The sequence below is a fragment of the Rivularia sp. UHCC 0363 genome, assembly GCF_034931125.1.
GTDB lineage: Bacteria > Cyanobacteriota > Cyanobacteriia > Cyanobacteriales > Nostocaceae > Rivularia.
Map to the genome: position 1 here is coordinate 1 of NZ_JAYGHM010000088.1, position 21634 is coordinate 21634.

The following is a 21634-nucleotide window of genomic DNA, read 5'->3' on the forward strand; positions in this document are numbered from 1 at the left end:
CTATTAGTTATCATAAGGGTTCTAGTAGCCACCTTATAAAAATCTATCAGGGAGTTCGCTATCGGTGAGTCAGGGCCGCCAATTGATAGGCACTAGATTCCTGGCTCAACTCACTCCCTGGCAAGCTTGGATTAATTTTATTTAACCGCTTTTGGAGCTTCAGCAGCTTCAGCATCAAGTCGACTGCAAATCGCCTCCAAGGTAGCTTCTTCGGCCTCTTCCATCATTGCTACCGCCAGAAACAGCGCTGTAGCCGCATAGCTTTCGGCTTTGTCTGCCCGATGTCCGAGTTTTTTGACTTCGCGATTCGCTTTCCACTCCTCAACGTTCAGCTTCACCTCAGACTCTTTTTCCTCGAACTGGGTCTTGAGCTTCGCCCGGTACTGATCAAATTCTTGTCTCTTCGCGTCTAGCTTGGCCTTCGCCTCGTCAAGCTTTGATTGAATCTCAGACTGAGTTTTCTTGCTCGCAGAATTGATGCTCTTCTTCAGCGATTTTGCTCGCTCTTCAACCTCTTCCAAGTTGTCATGTAGCTGCTTGGTAAAATTGGCAGTTGCGGTACTCATTATTTCCTCTGCTGGTATGTTCACACTGTTAGCATGACAGGCTACTGTTTTATTTCCTGTATAAGTTGATTGACTACGATACAAAACGTAGGCGAAGCGTTCTTCGCAATCTTACCACAGCCTCACTACGGCCTCACTACGGCATTGTTTTCATAGCCTGCTTCAATATCTCAAACCAGAGCAAGCTGATTGCCCCACCGAATAGACAAATAGCAACATCAATTGGATGTAGAAAAGAGAAGCTAAACAAATGGCGCAAGAAGGGAACGTAGAGGACGATTGCCAGAAAGAAGAGTCCTCCGCCAATCACCCACCAGAGGGCAGGATTGGGAGATTTCAATATTTTGAAGCTGAGGCGTGATGAAGAACCCTCGCTCAAAATTAGCCCTAGATTTGCCAAAATTAACGTCGTAAACGTGAGTGTACGAGCATCCAGTTCGCCCTGTCCGCGATAGAGCGCCACAATAAAGATCACGAGTACAACTGCCAAAATCCCGCTCCCTTGCAGCAAGGCCAAGCCCAGCGTTTTTCGACCAAATAGAGGCTCTTTGGGATTGCGGGGCGGACGCTTCATCACTGTTGCTTCTGCGGGTTCGGCTTCTAGAACAACCGAGCAGGCTGGATCAATGATCAAATGTAGAAACGCAATATGAACCGGAAGCAACACCAGCGGCAGCTTGAACAACACCGGAATCAAGGACATTCCGGCAATCGGCAGGTGAATCGCAATTAGATAGGCCATTGCCCTGCGGAGGTTATCAAAAATTCGCCGTCCGAGTTTGACGGCCTGCACAATTGACGAAAAATCATCATCTAACAACACGAGCGCCGCCGACTCACGGGCGACATCTGTGCCATGCTGACCCATCGCAATTCCAATTTGGGCAGCTTTGAGCGCTGGGGCATCATTCACGCCATCCCCAGTCATGGCCACGACTTCACCTTTGGCTTTCAGAGCGTTGACAATCCTCAATTTCTGTTCGGGGACGGCTCGTGCAAAGATATTCGTACTTTGGATGCGCTGCTGGAGTTCAGTATCACTCATGCGATCTAACTCCGCTCCGGTCAAAATAGCTCCCATTTGCAGCAATCCAACCTGACGGGCAATCGTTTGGGCCGTTTCTGGATAATCCCCCGTAATCATTACCACTCGAATCCCAGCGGTGTGGCATTCTTGAATTGCCGCCGCCGCGTTTGGCCGCACGGGATCAGAGAGTCCGACTAATCCGAGGAACTGAAATGCAAAGTCATGTTGCTCGTCAGGTAAATGATTCAGATTGAGCGACGGATGAGGCGGTAAAAATTGGGGCGGCGCGCCCAGAGAGGCTTTGGCAACGCCCAACACCCGCAGCCCCTGAGCCGCCATCCCCTTAACTTGCGCCACCAGAGTTTTCTGCTGTTGGGGCGTGAAATGACAGAGATCCGCGATGGCTTCTGGTGCGCCTTTTGCGGCAATTTCAGACTGCTTGCCGTTCGCTGACTGCCAGACGTGAGACATAGCCAGTAGATGCGGTGAGAGCGGATATTCTCGTAACAGCTTCCAATCGCTGTGCAAATGCTCAGTATGTGCGAGATAGGAATCCCCTAATTGCTTAAACGCCTTCTCCATCGGATCAAACGGATCTCTCTGACTCGCCAAAATACAGAACTCAACTAATTCATGAACGCCTTCGGGGAGTGGCTCTTGTGAATGCAATCCCAAATTATAGGAGTGAGAGCTTTCTGAAGAGCTATAAGGGAATAGCTGTTGCACAGCCATCTGATTGAGGGTCAGCGTCCCGGTTTTATCGACACATAGAACGGTTGCAGAACCCACAGTTTCAACGGCTGAAGCGCGACGAGCTAAGACCTGCTTCTGAGAAATGCGCCAAGCGCCCAATGCTAAAAAAATCGTCACGACAACCGGAAACTCATTTGGCAAAATTGCCATCGCTAACGTGATGCCTGCCAAAATTCCTTTGAGCCAATCGCCCGTTGTGAGTCCATAAATCACCACAATCGCCACGCAGAGCGCCAGAGCGATGCCAAATAGGCGGCTCACCAATCGCGTCATTTCTTGCTGTAGGGCGGTCGGTTCAGGCTTCACGTCTTGCAGCGCATGGCCAATCTTGCCCATTTCCGTGTGAGCGCCAGTTGCTTGGACTTGAGCCGTTCCTTCTCCTTGCACAACCAATGTCCCAGCATAGACAAACGGCAAGGCATCTCCCCCCGGACGCACCATCTCTAGGCTATCCACAGCGCTAACTACAGCGGCAGCTTTACGAACAGGCAATGATTCCCCGGTCAATAATGACTCATCGGTTGAGAGATTGGTGCAGGAAAGCACAATCGCATCCGCAGAGACTCGATCCCCTTCGGCTAATACCAAGAGATCGCCTCGAACAACTTCGCGCCCTGCGATTCGGTTTCGCTGTCCATCTCGAATCACCAAGGCGCGAGGGCTAGAGAGATCGCGCAAGGCTTCTAGGGCATGTTCGGTCTTGCCTTCTTGGTAGAGTCCAATCCCCATAATGAAGACGACGAACCCCACCAAAATCAAGGCTTCCTGTAGGTCGCCTAAAATCCAATAAATTACCCCACCGCCGACGAGTAAAAGAAAGATCGGATCTTGGACGGTGCCCCAAGCGATCGCTAAAAGACTGCGCGATCGAGCCGAAGGAAGTTCATTGTAGCCCTCTTGTTCGAGCCGAGCGATTGCGGTTGCAGAGGGTAATCCGTTTCCATCTCGCTCAGGCAATCCGGCATTGAGTTTGACTGGAGAAACCATAATCCCGCTCTTCCCTGTGAAATGTAATGCAATGCCGCGATTTCAAGGTGAACCAATCTACCAGGAATGCAAAGCTCTCAGCTGGGGCGTTTTTTTCAACTGGTGGGCTTCCATACGAGTTAGGACATCATCCAAACTGGTGATGGCTTCGGCAATAAACGGCCCTTTATTTAACATGACGCATTCAGCGCGTTCAGACATAGCCGCATCCGTCATTTCCGAACGTGACGATACGCCATTTTTGACCAGGCTTTCTAGCACCTGCGTTGCCCAAATCACGGGAATATGCGCCGCTTCGCAAATCCAAAGAATTTCTTCTTGGATCTCTGTCAAACGCTGGTATCCAATTTCAACGGCTAGGTCGCCTCTGGCAATCATGATGCCAAAGGGATGTTGACCTGCGGCAGAGAGGATCAATTCTGGCAGATTGCCCACCGCAATGGGAGTTTCAATCTTGGCCACAATCGTCGGGCTGGGTGAGCCTGTAGAACGACGCTTGAGCTCTTGTTGAAGTAACTCAATATCGGCAGGTCGCTGCACAAAAGAGTAGCCAACAATGTCAGCGTGAGCGGCGACAAAATCTAGGTCAGATAAATCCTTTTCGGTCAACGGACTGAGCGACAAAACTGTGCCCGGAAAATTCAAGCCCTTTTCGGATCGAAGTTTGCCCCCTTTAGGACTGGCGTGAGTCACTTCCAACAACAGTCCCAATTGCCCATCAGGCGATGAGTATTGCGTATTAACAACGCGGGTTGTAATTTTGCCATCATCAATGTATACAAGAGAATCTACAGCCAATAAATCGAGAATTTCAGGAATGGTGCAGCAGGTTTGAAAATTCTCTACGGGCGATGGGATCACTTCGCCTGATGCATTACGTTCAAGTTCCGGCAGGCAACGCGACAGCACAATGTGATCCCCTTGAAAGACTCGCTTTTTGTCAGGTGGCGCAAGTACTGCTCCCGTGCGGATTTTGGGGCCTGCTATATCCATCATCACTTTGCAGGGCGTTCCCGTTTCCTGTTCTGCTCGGCGAACGTGATCAATCATTTTCTGCCAGAGTTCTGGCGTATCGTGGGCGCAGTTGATTCGCGCGCAGTTTGCTCCCCGTCGGATAATTTCTAGAACTAGCGCATAGTCAGCAGCGGCTTCGGTGGGCAATGTGACCATAATTCTGACCTGGCGATGGGTCAAGGTGGGGCCAAATAATGCCTCAGTCTGCTGCTGAAGCAACCGATTGCCCTCAAAAAAGGACTCGATTGGCGGGCGGCTATTCTGCTCGGCAGAGTCTTTGCCGCAAATGACTTCTAGGGTGGCAATAACGGCCTCAAGATTGGGCATGACTCGCGCTTCAATGCGCCCTAGTGACGATAAACCCCAAGGCATCAGCGCAGCTTGGATATCGCGGAGGTCATGCCGACGTAAGGCTAGATACTGAGCTAGATTCAGGGCACTAGACAGAAACTCAGGCCGCTGAATCTGCGGTTTCCACAAGTTAAAGGTGGCTTCCCCCTCGCGTTTAACGGTCAGGTGCAGGGTTTGCAGAGCCGATAGCAAAACCTGTGGACTAGATAAATTCAGCGGTTTGACGCTAGCTAAACCAACCATTATCAGAGGCTCCTGAGTGGATAGGCGATGCAGTTCACCGACTGCTTGCTCCATCCGTCGTGCGTCCGCTCATTGCACTCTCATGAATACGATAGATAGTAATCACCTCTGACCGCCCGTCAGAGTCGATCCAGGTGCGATTGATCGCTGGAGAGAGCGTTGGATTCTGCGCTTTGATAAACTGCATCGCCTGATCGATATCTCGCTGCTCACTGAGGCGCTCGGCTCGACCCGATACAATCACGCTGCGCCAGTGTAGCGGATCGTGGATTTCTTCGACTTGCAGGCAGATCTCTGGATTCGCGTCAATGTCGTGCGTCTTCATGCCTTCAGTTGTAAACAGGTAGATCTCTGTGTCTTGAAGGTGATAATGCATTGGCATTACGCAGGGTTTGCCGTCATGGATGAAGCCCAGATGCCCATATCCAACCTTTTGCAGGAAGCCTTGGATTTCCTTCTGTCCCATTTCATCAATATCTAACATTGGGATTCTCCTAAATCTAGTGATTGTAAATTAGAGAATTATGGAGTAGGTGGAAAAATATTTCAAAATGTGAAATGATCCCGATGCCAACTTCCTGCTTTTGCTACTTTTTAGGATTCGGATCGCCTTTGTAGGGCTGGGCTCCTGTTTTGGGATAGTTATCTGTGCCAGGGCTGAAAATCCGCGCAGCCGCACCAAAGATATAGTCAGATGTCATCTGGAGCATATTCCACAGCCGACTGAAAATTCCTTTGCGATTAGAAGGCATAATAGCGATTCCTTATTAAAATATCGTGTAATTGATGAGCCAGGAAATGCTAGCTAGATGAGCTTTCCGAAGCGAGTCCTACTTACGTCTCTTACATATAAGTATAGAGGTGAAAAGTGAAGGCGTTATGAGAAAGCTCCTAGATCACATGGCTTTAGCGCACTAATTCACATGTACCAAGCCAAAGATAATTGAGGCAGATAATTGCTGTAGACACCCTACGCTGCAAGCCTTTGAGAGTATTTTTTATAAAGCCGTCAGTTTTACTAATTTGTTGCGATCTCAACCAAATCATACAATTCAAACGTTTGCATATACAGATTTAACTAACTCTATATAATTTTAAGATTCGTGAAGATAACCGTTAGTCTATATAGATTCCCCTTAACATTCGATCTTTACTGGCCTCATCTATTTCAATTGATAGACTTTACAGCGATAGTAGTTGTATTATGATATTAGATATAGACGGATATACCATCTTCAAAATTCAGCTCAAAGCGCTGCCAAAGGCGGGACATTTTGGTGTGCTGAATCTAGATAGTCATTTATCCTTTTCTAAACGCTCTCGGCTTGCTGGTACTGCTTTTTACGGGATTTTCTATGGGGCTGCATATGCGGCGCGGTTCTAAAAAGAAATCGGCTTAGGTTCAAGGCTGTACCCCACTTCGCTCTTCAGTAGATCAGAATAATGACTGCATTACAATCGCGGTATGCGTTAGATCTTTTTCAGTTCCTACTGCGGCTGTTCGATGACCTCAAGCAAAATGCCTGTGAATCAACGCTCTGGGTTTGCGATAGCGGCATCTCCCAACCCTTCAGCCTTGACCTGCAAGAAACAGGATCGCTGCTGATTTTGAAGATCCAGTTTCATCATTCTAGGGATGGACTCAACCTACAGATTACCCCTGAGACTGTTCTAATCAAGGGTGAGCGGCTAAATGGCCTCGACCGCCAAAATTACTCAGAGCCAGGATTTCCAATTTCTCGCTTCCAAAGTTTAATTCCCTTGCCCAGCTCAATTCAGCCGCAGACGGCCATTGCCGAGCTAACCGGTACAACCCTGACGCTAACGATGATGAAGACCCACGAATCTCAGCGAACAGCCAAAATCACCGTCGGGGCACGCGGTCAACTGTTGCCTTACGCAATGGCAACGAGTGCAGAATCAGAACTTAATTGAGTTACCTAGAGGCGTTATGATAGCAAACTCTTCGTTGCCCGCAGATACCTCTTCCAAAAAGTCTAAAATCATCCATGCTCAGATAGAAGCACTCTACTACGGCAAGTTTCTGGCGCTGCGCGATATTGATCTGCCCATCTACAAAAACACTATCACTGCGTTTATCGGCCCCTCCGGCTGTGGTAAAAGCAGCCTGCTGCGGTGTTTAAATCGCTTGAACGATCTCGTTGCAGGAGCAAGACTGAGCGGACAGGTGTTTTTTCACGATATTGATATCTATCGTCGCGAAATCGATCCGATTGTTCTCCGCACCCATATCGGCATGGTCTTTCAAAGTCCTAATCTATTTCCAAAATCGATTTACGATAACGTTGCTTTTTCTCCTCGGCTTCAGCTCTTTCAAGAAGTTTTAGATGAGCAAGTTGAACAGGCGCTTCGCCAAGCATACTTGTGGGATGAGGTGAAAGACCGGCTTAAGAAAAGCGCTTTGGAACTCTCTGGCGGGCAGCAGCAGCGATTATGCATTGCCAGGGCACTGGCTGCAAGGCCAGAGGTGATTTTAATGGATGAACCTTGCTCTTCCCTTGATCCAATAGCAACCCAGCAGATTGAAGAGTTAATGCGGGAACTCAAAGAGCGAAATACGATTGTGATCGTAACTCACAATATGCAACAGGCAGCGCGCTTATCTGACAGGGCAGCATTTTTCAATCTTGAAATGCAGGAGGGAAGCCGCACAGGTGAATTAGTTGAGTATAACTTTACCGACATCATTTTTAATCATCCACAGCAGGAGCTGACTAGGCAATATGTACAAGGTCGCTTTGGTTAAAGATTACACCCAATAGCATTGAGAGCTAAGGGAGCTGATTAAATCCGTTCTGCCATAGTTGAAGACGCGATTCAAGAGTGGCAAACGATTTCTGCTCGCTGGCTAGCCCAAACAACATTACCTCTTTAAATTATATGAAATGGCAACAGCTAATTCTGACCTTTATCGCCACATTCTGTCTACTATTTGCTGGCAATGCTCTGGCACAGACTGACATCAATATCAATAATACCAACCTCATTCGCTTTGGCGGCAGCGTGACTGTACCCGAAAATCAAGTTATCGAAAATGCCATTGCTTTCGGCGGAAATGTTACGGTACTGCCTAACTCTAAAGTTCTGGATACTGCCATTGCATTTGGCGGCAACGTCATTCTTAAAGAAGGCTCGCGAGTAGAGGGGGATGCCTACTCCTTTGGCGGTAAAATCATACAGGAACCTGGGGCAATCATTGCGGGTGAACGCGCCACATTCAACGACCGACACGACATGATGGATAATGGCGAGAGAGGCAGAAGTAGATTTTCCGCTCAGTATTTCTTCAGCGCTATTTTTAGAGTCAGTGCCGCCGTAGTGGCAGCTATTCTCGGACTGATTATTTTGCAAGCCCGCCCACAGGTTCTGCCAAATCTAGCAGCAAAACTGCGTCAACATCCAGGTTTGAGTGCTCTATGGGGCATCGGGGCGATTGTCCTTTTTGTCTTTGCCACCGTATTTCTGGCAATTACGCTCATTGGCATTCCTTTGATTCCACTCCTCAGCCTGACGGTGGCGATCATGACTCTGGTTGGTTCATTGGGCGTGGCATTTTTTGTCGGTCAAGGCTTAGTCCATAATGGCGACAGATCGCTACAGCAGCAGTTCTTGGTGGGTTTGGCCAGCCTGACAGTTCTGACGCTAATTCCTTTTCTTGGAGGATTAGTGGTCTTCCTTGTCAATCTGTTCGGTTTGGGTGTGATCTTGCTGTGGAAGTTCGGCAGAGAAAACCCTCAAATAGCGACTGAGTGAGCAGAGCAGCATGAATATTCATCATTGTTTTTGAAAGAGTTCTATGCTGCAAATTCATCTTCGCCAGTGGGCGAATCATCACGCCATCCCCTCGTTGGTGAGTCTTATCTATCTCTGGGGAATAGGGCTGCCAACCTCGTCGGCGACAATGACAAGTCTACCAACGCAAACACCTCAGCTTGGAACTACTACCGTGGCTACATCCACGACGAGTCCATCTCCACCTTCTGCCGTCTCAGTTTTCCCATCAGATCAGGACATCATTTCCCAAGCCGATATCTACCTGAGCAAGTTGACCACAGCGAGACTCTTTAGCGGGTCAGTGCTGATTGCGCGAAACAGCACAGTTCTGGTCAGACAGGGGTATGGCGAGGCAGACCGCGAAAAACATGAGGTGAACAAGGCGCAAACAAAGTTTCGTATCGGTTCACTAACGAAGCAGTTCACGGCGATGGCGATCCTGATCTTGCAGGCAGAAGGCAACCTCAATGTTCACGATCGCATCTGCACGTATCTTTCAAACTGTCCGACCTCGTGGCAGGCAATCACGATTCATCAACTCTTGACCCACACCTCTGGCATCCCAGATTTCACTCGATTCCCAGGCTTCCTGGCTACCCAAGGATCGCCATCGTCTCCCACCCAAACAATCGCCCGGTTCAAAGACAAACCGTTAGATTTCCAACCGGGCGAAAAGTTTAGCTACAGCAACTCCGGATATATCTTGCTAGGTGCCATTATTGAGCGGGCATCCGGCGCGACCTATGAAGCGTTTCTCAAAGACAATATTTTTGTGCCGTTGCAGATGGTTGATTCGGGCTACGACCACAATAACGGCGATCTTGCTATCGGCTATCGTGACCAGACGAGCGTTCCGGCTGATTTCGTCGATATGTCTATTCCCTACGCTGCTGGCGGATTGTACTCCACCGTGGAAGACCTGTACCGTTGGGATCAGGCGCTGTACACCGACAAACTGATCCCGAAAAACTCGCGAGATATGATGTTCACTGCTTTTGCCCTGATGCCTGACAACGGTGGACTCGGCTATGGCTATGGCTGGGGCATCGGCGAGGAAGATCACCACCTGTTGATCAGTCACGAAGGAGGAATTAACGGCTTTCATAGCGTTATTGCCCGCTACCCCAATGATAAGACCGTTATCATCATCTTGGGCAATCGGCAAGATATGAATCTGTTTGAAATGCGTACACAGATCGCTAAGATAATTTTTGGGGAGAAATGAACAGTGAAACTAAACTAACGTTGATTAAGTCCATTCACACTTTGATCTGGGTGTTCTTCAATTTCGTGATTTTCTATATGCTGTATGCCGCAATCGTCAATAAACTCGATCGCTGGCTCTGGATCGGCTATGGATTTATTTTACTAGAAGGACTGATCCTCTTCATGTTCAAATCCCACTGTCCCTTAAATCTGCTTGCCCGAAAATACACAAACTCTACAAAAGACAATTTTGATATTTATCTTCCAAATTTACTAGCCAAGTACACAAAATTAATTTACACAGCTATTGTTGCGCTCGCTTCCATTATCACCCTCTATCAAGTTCTAAATTAATAACCAGAGATTAGTATTATGTGGATGAAATGGATTGCCATGATGAGTGTTTTCATCATAGTCTGCCTCGGACTTGCGGTGCTCTATGGTCGCTATCGGTGGCAGTCAAACACTGATAGCTTACGAGCCAAATTAATCAGCGAACAGCGATCGATTAAGCCAGCAGTCTACGATCCAAAAGAGATTGCTGGCTTACCCGATCCCGTCCAGCGATTTTTCAAGACAGTACTCAAGGATGGACAAGCTATCGTAGCTGCGGTCAAACTCTCCCAGCAAGGACAGTTCAATCTGAATGAAATGGAGGATAAATGGAATCCGTTTACCGCTACTCAACTGGTGGCGACTCATCGACTGGGTTTCGATTGGGATGCCCGCATCCAGATGGCTCCAGGGCTGAATGCCTTTGTCCATGATGCCTATCTGTTAGGAGAAGGCAGCTTGCACGCATCATTACTTGGTCTTTTCACCGTTGCAAACATACATGGTGCGCCTGAAAACAATCAAGGTGAATTGTTGCGGTTCTTTGCAGAAACGACCTGGTATCCCACTGCCCTATTACCAAGTCAGGGTGTAAGCTGGGAAGCAATTGATCACAACTCCGCCCGCGCTACTCTAACGGATGGTGCAACCACTGTTTCTCTCGTATTTCGGTTTAATGCGGAAGGGGCAATCGCGACAATTCGGGCTGAGGCTCGGTATCGCGACAAGCTGACTGCAATGCCCTGGAGCGGTCGATTCTGGGACTATACCGTTCGCAATGGAATGCTGATTCCCTTAGAAGGCGAAGTGGGATGGGAATATCCAGAAGGCATTCGGCTCTATTTCAAAGGCAAAGTTACAGAAATTCACTATGAGTTTGCGTCGTGAAGACTGACGATCGCACAGGGCAAACCAACCTGCAATTGAAAGGATCGTGATGCCAACTGCAACAGATTTTAAGGACTATTACGCCGTTCTGGGAGTCGGCAAGACCGCAACTCCTGAAGAAATCAAGCGGGCTTACCGCAAGCTGGCTCGCAAGTACCACCCTGACCTCAATCCTGGAGACAAAGACGCAGAGGCCAAGTTCAAAGATCTGAATGCCGCGAATGAGGTGCTCTCTGATCCAGAGAAGCGGCAGAAATACGACCAGTTTGGACAGCATTGGAACCAGCCCGGTTATAGTGAAGCGCCGCCGCCTAGAGGGGCTTCGAGCGAAGACTTCGATCAGTACGATAACTTTGACGCATTTATCAATGATCTGCTGGGTAGAACGAGACGTGGCGCTTCAGGCGGCTTTAATACGGGCGGCGGGTTTCGGTCTCAAGCGCCTGCACCAGATACCGAAGCTGCGTTCGCGCTCACATTTTCCGAAGCGTTTCACGGGGTTCAGAAGCGACTCCAGCTCGACGATGAAACCATCAACGTCCGCATTCCCGCAGGTGCAAAACCGGGCAGCCGCATTCGGCTCAAGGGCAAAGGTCGCCCCAGCCCTTTCTCGCAACAGCGCGGCGATTTGTATCTCACCCTGGAGGTTTTATCGCATCCCTTCTGGCGATTTGAAGGTGATGACCTGATCTGTGACATTCCACTCCGCCCCGACGAAGCGGTTTTGGGTACGCAAATCAAAGTGCCAACGCCAGACGGCAGCGTGACCATGACTGTGCCCAAAGGGATACGATCAGGGCAATCTCTGAGGCTACGGGGCAAGGGCTGGACGTTACCTAAAGGCGGACGCGGTGACCTATTCGTCAAGCTTCAAATTGTAACACCGCAAGATCTCAGTCCGATTGAGCAGGAATGCTATGAGAAGATCCAGGCAAACACCAGTTTCAATCCGCGTGCCCAATTAGAAGAGGTTCAGCTATGAGTTTTAGCCTGTCAACAGTCGTGGTTTCACCCGCAGGCGAGCCGCTTTATACCTTTGAATATGCCGCGTTGCTAGCTGAGACTTCGATTATGGTGATAGAACTTTATGTTGCATCCGGCGTCATCGAACCTACTGGATCGATGCTGCATCCCCGTGAGATTGCGCGTATTGCCCAAATGCAGCGGCTGCGTCAAGACTTGGGGCTAAATCTAGTTGGGGCGGCAATGGTATTAGATATGGCTCAGGAAATTGCCCAATTACGAGCCCAGCTCAAGGTATACAAGGCTGATGCATCTCCAAGAGGCAGATCATGAATCCGAAGTCTGCATTTTGGAGCCTGTCTGGAGAACAGCTGTTGCAGGAAACCCACTCCACAACCGCCGGATTAAGCCGTCAGGAGGCGAGCCAACGTCTGAGTAAGTACAGCTCCAACAGCCTCAGAAAAACACAGAAATCGAGTGCCTTGATGCTGTTGCTCAATCAGTTCAAGAGTCCAATTATCTTGATTCTGATTTTTGCGGCAATACTTTCAATTTTTCTTCAAGATGCGCTAGACGCGATCATTATTTTAGCAATCGTCTTCATCAGCGGGCTATTGGGGTTTTGGCAAGAGCAAGGAGCCTCAAATGCCGTCGAAAAGCTATTGGCATTAGTACAGGTCAAAGCGACTGTTTTAAGAAACGGTCAGGCTGAAGAAATTCCCAGTCAGGACGTGGTGCCGGGTGATATTCTGTTGCTCTGTGCCGGTAAAAACATTCCGGGCGACTGTCTAATTTTGGAGTCGAAGGATCTATCGGTGGCGGAAGCCGCATTAACCGGAGAAACCTATCCAGTTGACAAATCTAGCGGCGTATTGCCGGTCAAAACGGGACTGAGCCAACGCACCAATTCTCTCTATCTGGGCACCACTGTGATTAGCGGCACGGCGACAGCAGTGGTGGTTCATACCGGAAGAGAAACAGAATTTGGCAAAGTGTCAGAGCGTCTGAAGCTCAGACCCACTGAAACAGAGTTTGAACGAGGACTCAGTCAGTTTGGCTACTTTTTGATGAAGGTTACGCTGATTTTAGTTGTGCTGATCTTTGTCGCCAACGTCTATCTGCATCGCCCGGTGTTGGAATCCTTTCTGTTTTCTTTAGCGCTAGCAGTCGGGCTAACTCCTCAGCTATTGCCTGCAATCGTTAGCGTCAATCTGGCGCGGGGTGCCAAGAAAATGGCGGAAAAGCAGGTGATTGTGAAGCACTTACCCGCGATTGAAAACTTTGGCAGCATGAATGTGTTTTGCACTGATAAAACAGGCACCCTGACGGCAGGACTGGTGAAAATTCACTCTGCGGTGGACGTGCAGGGGAAGGACAGCGCTGGCGGAGCCTCACCGCAGGCGAATCGCGTTCTGCTCTATGCATATTTAAATGCTGCCTCTGAGTCAGGCTATGTAAATCCAATCGATACAGCAATTCGCGACTACAAACCGTTCGATATTTCTGGCTATCAAAAGCGAGATGAAGCGCCCTATGACTTTAATCGTAAGCGACTCAGCATTTTGTTTGCACAAGAGAATAAGCGTCTGATTGTGACCAAAGGTGCATTAAAAAATGTTTTGGATGCTTGTTCAACCGTTGAGCTGGCTGAAGGGAAAACAGTGGAGATTGCCCAGTGGCGGCAAAAACTTCATCAGCGAGCCGAAGACTTGGGTAGCCAGGGGTTTAGAGTCTTGGGCGTAGCCTATCGAGATTTTAATCAAGACACCTTCAGCAAAGACGATGAAACAGACATGACGTTTCTGGGCTACCTGACGCTCTTTGATCCGCCCAAAGCTGGCATCGCTGACACCCTCAAAGATTTGGCACTGCTGGGGATTACGTCGAAGATGATTACTGGGGACAGCAAAGCAGTCGCCCTCAGCATCATTCAGCAGATCGGATTGCCCGAACCCAAAGCTTTGACAGGCTCGGAACTAGAGCGGCTCAGTGACGAAGCCTTAATGTATCAAGTCCAACATACAAATGTCTTTGCCGAGATCGAGCCTAATCAAAAAGAGCGCATTATCATTGCTCTTAAAAAAGCCGGGAATGTGGTCGGATATCTGGGAGATGGAATTAACGATGCCTCTGCGCTTCATGCTGCTGATGTTGGCATCTCGGTTGATAGCGCAGTCGATGTTGCCAAAGAAGCTGCCGACATTGTGCTGATGGAAAAGGATTTAAATGTCTTGATCGAAGGCGTTAAGCAAGGACGGGTAACATTTGCCAACACCCTAAAATACGTGTTTATGGCGACAAGCGCTAACTTTGGCAATATGTTCAGCATGGCAGGACTTTCTCTATTTCTGCCCTTTCTGCCGCTGCTGCCCAGTCAGATTTTGCTGACAAACCTGCTGACTGATTTCCCAGAATTGACAATCGCCACCGATCGAGTCGATCGCGAGCAGGTCAGCCAGCCCCGTCGTTGGAATATTCACTTCATCCGCAATTTTATGCTGGTGTTTGGCTTGCTCAGTTCGATGTTTGATTACCTCACTTTTGCAGCTTTGCTGCTGCTACTCCAAGCTGACCAGGCCCAGTTTAGAACCGGCTGGTTGATGGAATCGGTAATCTCTGCCTCTATGATTGTACTGTCCATTCGGACACAAAAATCTATTCTCCATAGTAAACCGAGTCGAGCTTTATTCTCAACTACGATAGCCATTGCCGCTATCACTCTGCTCTTGCCCTATACGCCGCTTGCAGCTCCACTGGGATTTCAAGCCTTGCCGACTGAATTTCTGCTGGTGCTGGCAGCTATTGTGGGTTTCTACATTCTCTGTGCAGAAAACGTAAAACGAATGTTTTATAGCCGCGTAAAATTCTAGTTATCAAGCAGGAGCGAAATGAGCCAACCTACGATTATATTTGACAATACTTTAAATATATAAGTTATCCAGACAGCATCAATTTTAATGATATGTTTAGCTTAGCGAGGATTTCTGTCATCTTTGCCGCCGTAAATCTTCAGTCGTTTTAGTGGAGCCACCATGAGCGACGAAACCAAGATCAAGGGCATGGGCTCAATTCTGCATCCGCAGGGCGTTGCCTTCCGCTTATGGGCACCGCACGCGGAGCAAGTATCTGTGATCGGATCGTTCAATGACTGGGACGGCAGTAAACATCCGATGCAGGCTGAGGCGGACGGGTACTGGTATGCCAACTTAAGCGAGGCTAGAGCTGGCGATCAGTATCGCTTTCTGCTGTCCACGCCGCAAGGCGAGTTCAGGCGCATTGATCCCTATGCCCGTGAGGTAACTAGCTCAGTCGGTAACGCCATCGTTCATGATCCGTACTTCGACTGGCAAGGCGACAATTTCCAGCTGGCGCCGCGTCATGAACTCGTGATCTACGAGCTGCATATTGGTACATTCAATGACCAAACCGATCCCAAAGAGGTCAACCATCAGGGGCAGTTTGCCTCAGCAGCGACCCGTCTGGGTCATTTAAAAAAACTTGGCATCAACGCCGTCCAGATCATGCCGGTGAGCGAGTTTGCTGGAGTCCGCTCCTGGGGATATAACCCAGCTCATATCTTCTCGGTAGAGATCGACTACGGCGGCCCGGTAGCCTTCAAGCAGTTTATCAAGCGCGCCCATCAGCAGGGCATTGCGGTAATTCTGGATGTGGTTTACAACCACCTTGGCCCCAGCGATCTCGATCTTTGGCAGTTTGACGGCTGGAGTGAGCACAATCGCGGCGGTATCTATTTCTACAACGATAACCGCGCTAACACGCCCTGGGGAGAAACCCGGCCTGACTATGGACGCGGCGAGGTTCGCCAATATCTACTGGATAACGTTTTGATGTGGCTTGAGGAATATCACGTTGACGGTCTCCGCTTCGACGCGACCCAGTTTATTCGCAAAGTGGACGACTCCGGTGCCCAAGACTTGCCAGACGGCTGGAGCCTACTCCAATGGATTAACAGTCAGATCGCGCAAAAATTTGCTGGCCGAATCACCATTGCCGAGGATCTCAAAAATAACGAGTGGCTCACCAAAGATGTGGGGGCTGGCGGAGCTGGGTTTGACTCGCAGTGGGACGCGATGTTTGTTCACCCGATTCGCCAAGCGGTCATCACATCACAAGACAATCAGCGTTCGCTGACGGCCATCCGCGATGCCATCTACTATCGCTACAACGATGATGCCTTTGACCGGGTGATCTACAGCGAATCGCACGATGAGGTGGCCAACGGCAAAGCGCGCGTGCCTCAAGAGATCAGCCCCAATGATCCGAAGAGTTGGTATGCCAAGAAACGTTCAACGCTGGCTGCCGCAATGGTCTTTACCGCTCCAGGCATTCCTCTGCTGTTCCAAGGGCAGGAATTCCTAGAAGGCGGCTGGTTCCGCGATGCGGTTCCGGTCGATTGGGATCAGCGCAGCGAGTTTCATGGCATTGTGCGGCTGTACCGTGATCTCGTGCGGCTGCGACGTAACCGCGACGGCTTCACGCGCGGTCTCTGCGGTCAATTCACTCAAGTCTATCACCTGGACGACGAGCGTAAGGTGATTGCTTTTCACCGCTGGGATCAAGGCGGAGCGGCAGACGATGTGGTGGTGGTCGCCAACTTCTTTCATGGTGCACAGGATGACTATGTGATTGGCTTTCCGTCCGCAGGAGTCTGGAATCTCCGATTCAACAGCGATTGGCAGGGCTATAGTGACGATTTCAAAAATCATCCGAGCCGTGATCTGGTCGCCAGGGCAGGAGGCTATGACGGTCTCCCTTATCATGCGGCAGTTGCGATCGGCTCCTATAGCGTGCTGATCTTTTCACAATAAGTTTGCTGAGTTGGCCTTTAGGTAGAAATCTGTCGCCTGTCAAATTAAATAGGGGTAGTTCTAGGGCGAACGCACACGTTTCTTCATAATTTGCGGGAGGGAGTCGGGACTTGAGCCAAAATCTTGGTGAGATAACGATTATCCCAGCCCGCCTTGAGTCGTTTGGCACGGGTGCCGCCTTTGGCAGACTTCTCTTGAGTTAATAGATTGACCGCGAGATGACGAATCACCGCTGAGTTTTCCGCACAATAGCCCTGAGTGGCACGGGATTGGTCTTCTCGAAATCCCACATCTAAGATCCAATGGAGTTGATTCTCAATGCCCCAGTGACCTCGTACCGCAGTCGCAAAACCTGTCGCATCCAGCGGTAAACTCAGCAGATAGTAGCGCTTTTCACTCGTTATTTTATCCCCCACTTGTCGCTGCGATTCCACGCAGCCAATCGTCGTTAACTTCGCCCAGTTCTCAGCCCCGACTAAATATTCTGTTTTTCCCATCACCCAATAGCGCCGAATTTCTTGCCTCCCATGTCCTTGCTCTTGCGTCTGATAAAAGTCATGCTCAATGTCTCGAAAGTTCTGGCGGTGGGCATGGTCAAACAGTTGCTGGACATCTTGATGGAGATCGCCTTGATTCCCTTTCAGCGCCAGGACATAATCACCTTGCTCAGCAACGATTTGAGCCGCGATTTGCGTTTGACATCTCATGGCATCAATACTGACCACAGCTCCGTTGAGATTGAGCACCTGCAAAAGTTCTGGAATCGCTGTAATTTCATTCGACTTCTCGCCCACCTTTCGCTGAGCTAGCACCAGTCGATTCTGACTTGCCCAGGCGCTGACCATGTGAATCATGCCTTGTTTACCGCCACGCTCGTAACTGCCTCGTAGCGTTTTGCCATCTAGATTAATCAATTGTCCATCGGTGATGTTAAACACGGCTTGTACCCAGTTCAAAAAACATTGCTGTAATTGTTCCGGGCGCAGCCAAGCAAACATTCGCTCATTAGCTTGCTTCCCGAAGGGTAGGTGTCATGAGAGGGGATACCATTGGGTAGTTCCAAGAAGGTTTCCAGCCATTCTCGTTTGGCGATGCCGTAGGAATTAGCGGTGGTTTTGCAGCCAGATTTGGAGATCGTCTAAGGTCGCAAACTCTAGCAGAACTTCGGCCAGCGCTTCTAGTTGTTCGATGGCCAGCGCTTGGAGTTGGGTTTGCAAATCAGGTGAGAGGTCACCCAAGCGGCGGTTGAGTAAGCGCAGCAATAAGGCTACTTCACCCTCTTGCCTGCCTTCTTGCCTGCCTTCTTGCCTGCCTTCTTGCCTGCCTTCTTGCCTGCCTTCTTGCCTGCCTTCTTGCCTGCCTTCTTGCCTGCCCTTCTGTTCACCTTCTTGGTAGATCTCTTGATAAATTACAGACTCTCGCATCACGTCCCTCCGGAAGATTTGGTGGATTAGCTCTTGCTCAAATTTTAACCCCGCTAGCAGCTGAGCGTAGGCGGATAGGGTTTGCTGCTGGCTAGATTCTGCAACTTGGCTGATTTGGCTGGCGACTTGTTCGAGCAGCTGGGGTGGGGAGTTGGTTTTGGCGAGGACGGCGATGGGCAGCAGGACGGGGTCTGCAAGCAGCGGCGCGGGGTTTTCTTCCCAGAGGCGCAGGACGCGGTAGCGGTGTTGGGTGTTGCTGGCTTGGAACTGGTTGATGCGCGCGGCTTCGGAGTCGGTGGGCTTGAGGAAAAGGACGATTTGGACGATCTCGCAGCGATATTGGCGGTGGAGGCGCACCCAGTAGTCGAGCATTCTGAAGGGCAGGGGCGGGTTGGATTCGGGCGTGGTTTGAAATTCTAGGTGCAGGATTTGGTTGGCGGTTTGCAGCAGGGTGAGGGCATCGGCGCGGATGGGTTCGAGGCTGAGTTCGGTTTTGAGGACTTGGATATCGGCGGGGTTGGCGTTGAGCAGCCAGCGGACGAAGCTAGCTGGATATTGCTCGGCGAGGGATTTGCAAACGTTGTCGAAGGGCAAGGGCAGGCTCCGGGGCTGGGCGGGATGCGTTCAATTGTACTCAGAACTGGACGGATGGCGGGGTGATTTCTGCGTGAAAGCTGAAGTCTTTGTATCAAATCTGCATATCTACTCTGCTTGGGAGTAGGAGAGTGGAAAAACCAGGGGAATCAAGCTGCCAGAACAGGTTCCACCTCCTCGACAGCAAAGCCCGCATACCACCGCCTGAAAGCTGGTTGCAATTCTGCATTGAGCACTTTGCTGCGGATCTGTAACAGCAAATGTGCTTCCTTCTTGCTCCACCGCATCTGCTGCTTTTTCACCATCCGTTTGCTCACCACCTGGTTCACCGTTGACTCCACAAACGCTGAGGAAATCACCTCCCCATAGCGATACCGCTCACCATAATTGACAATAAAAGCTCGATTACGATGAATGTAAACCTCAAACTCTTGAACCTGCTTTGATAGCTTCCTCTGCTTCTCATCGGTTTCTGCTGTATCTAGATCTACTGCTAAATCTTCAATCCACTGGAGCGCTCGTGATACTTTGCCATGCCACAGATTCCACTTGATATGCTCTAATGCTGCCACTGCCCCAGCCTTCAGCTCCCCTTGGGCTGATTCTAGCCCTTTGCTCATCTGCTGCATCACTGTCAGCCGCATCGTGATGTGAAACCAGTCCAGCAGGTGCTCGGCATTCGGGTTGAGATAAAGCTGTAGCTCCCTGACGCTCTCCCCACCATCAGAGAGAAACGTCACCTGCTGATTCATCTGCATTCCCTGTGACTGCATCACCTCAAATAGCCGACGCTTCGGCTTTTGCTCAACGGTCTGCACAAAGCCAAACACTTTCGAGTTCCCAGAGGCAGGGATGCTTTTGCCTACAATCACTTCAAACCAGCCGTCCTGCCTGGAGGTCTGCTCGCTTGAGTGAACATAGCCCCCATCAATCCCGACTGTCAACGGCAACTCAGGACGCGGCAGCTTTGCCCATTCATCTGGGCAACCTTCGATGAATACAGACTGCTCCTCGCCCAGCTCTGCCTCTAGCTGTAGAGCTACCTGATGGAGATTCTGTCGTACCGATGCGGCATTCAGACTGGCTCCAATCGGCAACAGCTCTGCCAACAGCTGCACGCTCAGACCATAGGACATCAGCGAGGCAAACTTGGATTCTAGATACAGCAATTCAGGCGAACTGCGCTCTGGCAAAAGCTCGGATAATGGACTGAAACTTTTCGTCGAGTGAGCCTGACAGGCGCAATGAAGCAATCGGCTGCCCTGAAGGTTCAGCTTGCCAAACAGACTGCGGTAGACGATGCCACGGCGGTCTTTACAAACTCGTTGTTCACCGCAATCTTGACAGACAGCCTGTTGAGCCAGATACCCTGATACCTGCTGCTCGACTAGGGCTTGCTGAACGCTCTGGAGGATAGACTTGGCTTCAGAGAGCGCTAAACCTAACGTGGCAGGCTGCAATCCTGCCCGCTCAAATTGAGCCACTTCTTGAATGATCGGCAACCCACCCGGTTCTGACTCAATCACGATCTGCAATTTGACGTTCATTGTCTCCTCCACTCTAGAGCTGTATGCGCCATGCCTCATCACCTTCAGCATACAGGCGCAGCCGACGGTTCACAGCCCGACGCTCAAACTGCTCCAAATTCAGCCAAGGTAACAGTTCTCGCACTGTAGCTTGCTCAACTGCTTCGAGCGGTGTGCCATGCGCTAAGAAATCTGATAGCAGGTCGAGCGCCACTATGGGTGCGGCTTGTTGCCGCTCCAGATAGCAGTCAACGCCGCCAGAATCTTCAGGTGGGGCTGAGCGCTTGCCTGCGGTGCAGATGGGATACAGCTGATTGGCTGCTACAGGCAGAATCGCTTCAACTCGAATCTCGTGCTGCCAAGCATCGCCAAAATCGTAGTCGTAGCGAAACTTCTCGTTGCGGCGAAAGCCAAAGTGGCTCAACTTGACTTGCTGGGGGTCAGAGTCAAAGCAGATGCCACCTGCCCGATAAAGGCCGTAATGCTGACTGTGGATGATGAATCGATGCAGGTGGATGTCTTCCCAGCCCATTGCGATCTGGATGATGTGGTGCAGCTCAGCGATGCTGCTGGCTGAATGCACCAACAGCCGTCGCCAGATTAAGGGGCTGATGCCAATAAGGGCGATTTTCAGCTGATAGATCTCGGCAGGAGGAGGAACAGAAAGCGGCATTGCTTGATTCTACGCCGGTTCCCCCGGTTTTTCCCACTCTCCCACAGCCCTCAAAACATTTTTAGAAAAGGCTTTCTTAATAGAGCCTTCTCATCAGTCTCTGTGCAGTATCCACCGCTAGATGAGCTTTCGTGCAGATGTTCAACGAATTCCCTCAGGCCATTCTTCTAACCCCTTTAAGTCGATCTCCGTTTATCTTAAGAAAATATAAAATTTATTTTCCAAGCTTAGCTATATACCCCCCCCCTGGATTGTGTACCCTCTGATTAAAAAGTATTATTTTGAACCGAATGATTAATGTGTTCAGCTCGTTCCACAAAAAATCTAGAATTTTTACCTCAATCAAGGCTCTTATTACCAATTTTATGTAAAGCTGCATAGAAAACATATGGCTGAAGCCTATGTCAGCAGGGAAATCATTCTGTGTGGACTCATGGAAAATTGGTATTAATACTATTGAAG

Annotated in this window: 17 protein-coding genes and 1 pseudogene; 9 read left to right on the forward strand and 9 right to left on the reverse strand. The window is 49.9% G+C overall.

What is annotated here, in order from left to right:
• Positions 1-137 precede the first annotated feature (137 nt).
• The 5 genes from VB797_RS31200 to VB797_RS31220 all read right to left on the reverse strand — a co-directional run bounded on the left by VB797_RS31200 (position 138) and on the right by VB797_RS31220 (position 5693).
• Positions 138-566 carry a hypothetical protein gene (locus VB797_RS31200; RefSeq protein WP_323241669.1) on the reverse strand — a complete coding sequence of 143 codons (429 nt, stop codon included), beginning with the start codon at positions 564-566 and terminating at the stop codon, positions 138-140.
• 136 nt (positions 567-702) lie between these two features.
• Positions 703-3333: a cation-translocating P-type ATPase gene (locus tag VB797_RS31205; protein ID WP_323241670.1), complete on the reverse strand. Its 2631-nt coding sequence runs from the start codon at positions 3331-3333 to the stop codon at positions 703-705.
• Between the two features lie 57 nt (positions 3334-3390).
• Positions 3391-4995, reverse strand: a complete 1605-nt coding sequence (locus tag VB797_RS31210; protein WP_323241671.1) for a pyruvate kinase — start codon at positions 4993-4995, stop codon at positions 3391-3393.
• Positions 4976-5425, reverse strand: coding sequence for a pyridoxamine 5'-phosphate oxidase family protein (locus VB797_RS31215; protein WP_323241672.1), 450 nt, complete (start codon positions 5423-5425; stop codon positions 4976-4978). The genes VB797_RS31210 and VB797_RS31215 overlap by 20 nt, the downstream gene beginning before the upstream one ends.
• A 103-nt stretch (positions 5426-5528) precedes the next feature.
• Positions 5529-5693 (reverse strand): hypothetical protein, encoded by a 165-nt coding sequence (locus tag VB797_RS31220; protein ID WP_323241673.1) that lies wholly within the window; start codon positions 5691-5693, stop codon positions 5529-5531.
• Positions 5694-6384: 691 nt separating this feature from the next.
• Between VB797_RS31220 and VB797_RS31225 the strand changes: the two genes are divergently transcribed.
• The 9 genes from VB797_RS31225 to VB797_RS31265 all read left to right on the forward strand — a co-directional run bounded on the left by VB797_RS31225 (position 6385) and on the right by VB797_RS31265 (position 16955).
• A complete protein-coding gene (locus VB797_RS31225) occupies positions 6385-6876 on the forward strand; it encodes a hypothetical protein (protein ID WP_323241674.1) in 492 nt (163 codons plus the stop codon).
• A gap of 16 nt (positions 6877-6892) precedes the next feature.
• Positions 6893-7708, forward strand: coding sequence for a phosphate ABC transporter ATP-binding protein PstB (gene pstB, locus VB797_RS31230; protein ID WP_323241675.1), 816 nt, complete (start codon positions 6893-6895; stop codon positions 7706-7708).
• 77 nt (positions 7709-7785) lie between these two features.
• Complete coding sequence (locus VB797_RS31235; RefSeq protein WP_323241676.1) at positions 7786-8715, forward strand: hypothetical protein; 930 nt, start codon at positions 7786-7788, stop codon at positions 8713-8715.
• Positions 8716-8758: 43 nt separating this feature from the next.
• Positions 8759-9961 carry a serine hydrolase domain-containing protein gene (locus VB797_RS31240; protein WP_323241677.1) on the forward strand — a complete coding sequence of 401 codons (1203 nt, stop codon included), beginning with the start codon at positions 8759-8761 and terminating at the stop codon, positions 9959-9961.
• 359 nt (positions 9962-10320) lie between these two features.
• Positions 10321-11163: a DUF6920 family protein gene (locus VB797_RS31245; protein ID WP_323241678.1), complete on the forward strand. Its 843-nt coding sequence runs from the start codon at positions 10321-10323 to the stop codon at positions 11161-11163.
• Between the two features lie 49 nt (positions 11164-11212).
• Positions 11213-12145 carry a J domain-containing protein gene (locus VB797_RS31250; RefSeq protein WP_323241679.1) on the forward strand — a complete coding sequence of 311 codons (933 nt, stop codon included), beginning with the start codon at positions 11213-11215 and terminating at the stop codon, positions 12143-12145.
• Positions 12142-12459 carry a chaperone modulator CbpM gene (locus tag VB797_RS31255; RefSeq protein WP_323241680.1) on the forward strand — a complete coding sequence of 106 codons (318 nt, stop codon included), beginning with the start codon at positions 12142-12144 and terminating at the stop codon, positions 12457-12459. The genes VB797_RS31250 and VB797_RS31255 overlap by 4 nt, the downstream gene beginning before the upstream one ends.
• Complete coding sequence (gene mgtA, locus VB797_RS31260; RefSeq protein WP_323241681.1) at positions 12456-14996, forward strand: magnesium-translocating P-type ATPase; 2541 nt, start codon at positions 12456-12458, stop codon at positions 14994-14996. The genes VB797_RS31255 and mgtA overlap by 4 nt, the downstream gene beginning before the upstream one ends.
• 162 nt (positions 14997-15158) lie before the next feature.
• Positions 15159-16955 (forward strand): alpha-amylase family glycosyl hydrolase, encoded by a 1797-nt coding sequence (locus VB797_RS31265; protein WP_323241682.1) that lies wholly within the window; start codon positions 15159-15161, stop codon positions 16953-16955.
• A gap of 83 nt (positions 16956-17038) precedes the next feature.
• On the opposite strand, the pseudogene VB797_RS31270 reads toward VB797_RS31265, so the two are convergent.
• The 4 genes and pseudogenes from VB797_RS31270 to VB797_RS31285 form a co-directional block, all read right to left on the reverse strand.
• Positions 17039-18057, reverse strand: a pseudogene (locus VB797_RS31270) (ISAs1 family transposase); the annotation flags it as partial.
• A 1-nt stretch (position 18058) separates the two neighbouring features.
• Positions 18059-18973, reverse strand: coding sequence for an Rpn family recombination-promoting nuclease/putative transposase (locus tag VB797_RS31275; RefSeq protein ID WP_416350958.1), 915 nt, complete (start codon positions 18971-18973; stop codon positions 18059-18061).
• A gap of 149 nt (positions 18974-19122) precedes the next feature.
• Positions 19123-20520 carry an ISKra4 family transposase gene (locus VB797_RS31280; RefSeq protein WP_323241683.1) on the reverse strand — a complete coding sequence of 466 codons (1398 nt, stop codon included), beginning with the start codon at positions 20518-20520 and terminating at the stop codon, positions 19123-19125.
• Between the two features lie 13 nt (positions 20521-20533).
• Positions 20534-21172 carry a plasmid pRiA4b ORF-3 family protein gene (locus tag VB797_RS31285; RefSeq protein ID WP_323241684.1) on the reverse strand — a complete coding sequence of 213 codons (639 nt, stop codon included), beginning with the start codon at positions 21170-21172 and terminating at the stop codon, positions 20534-20536.
• Positions 21173-21634: the final 462 nt, after the last annotated feature.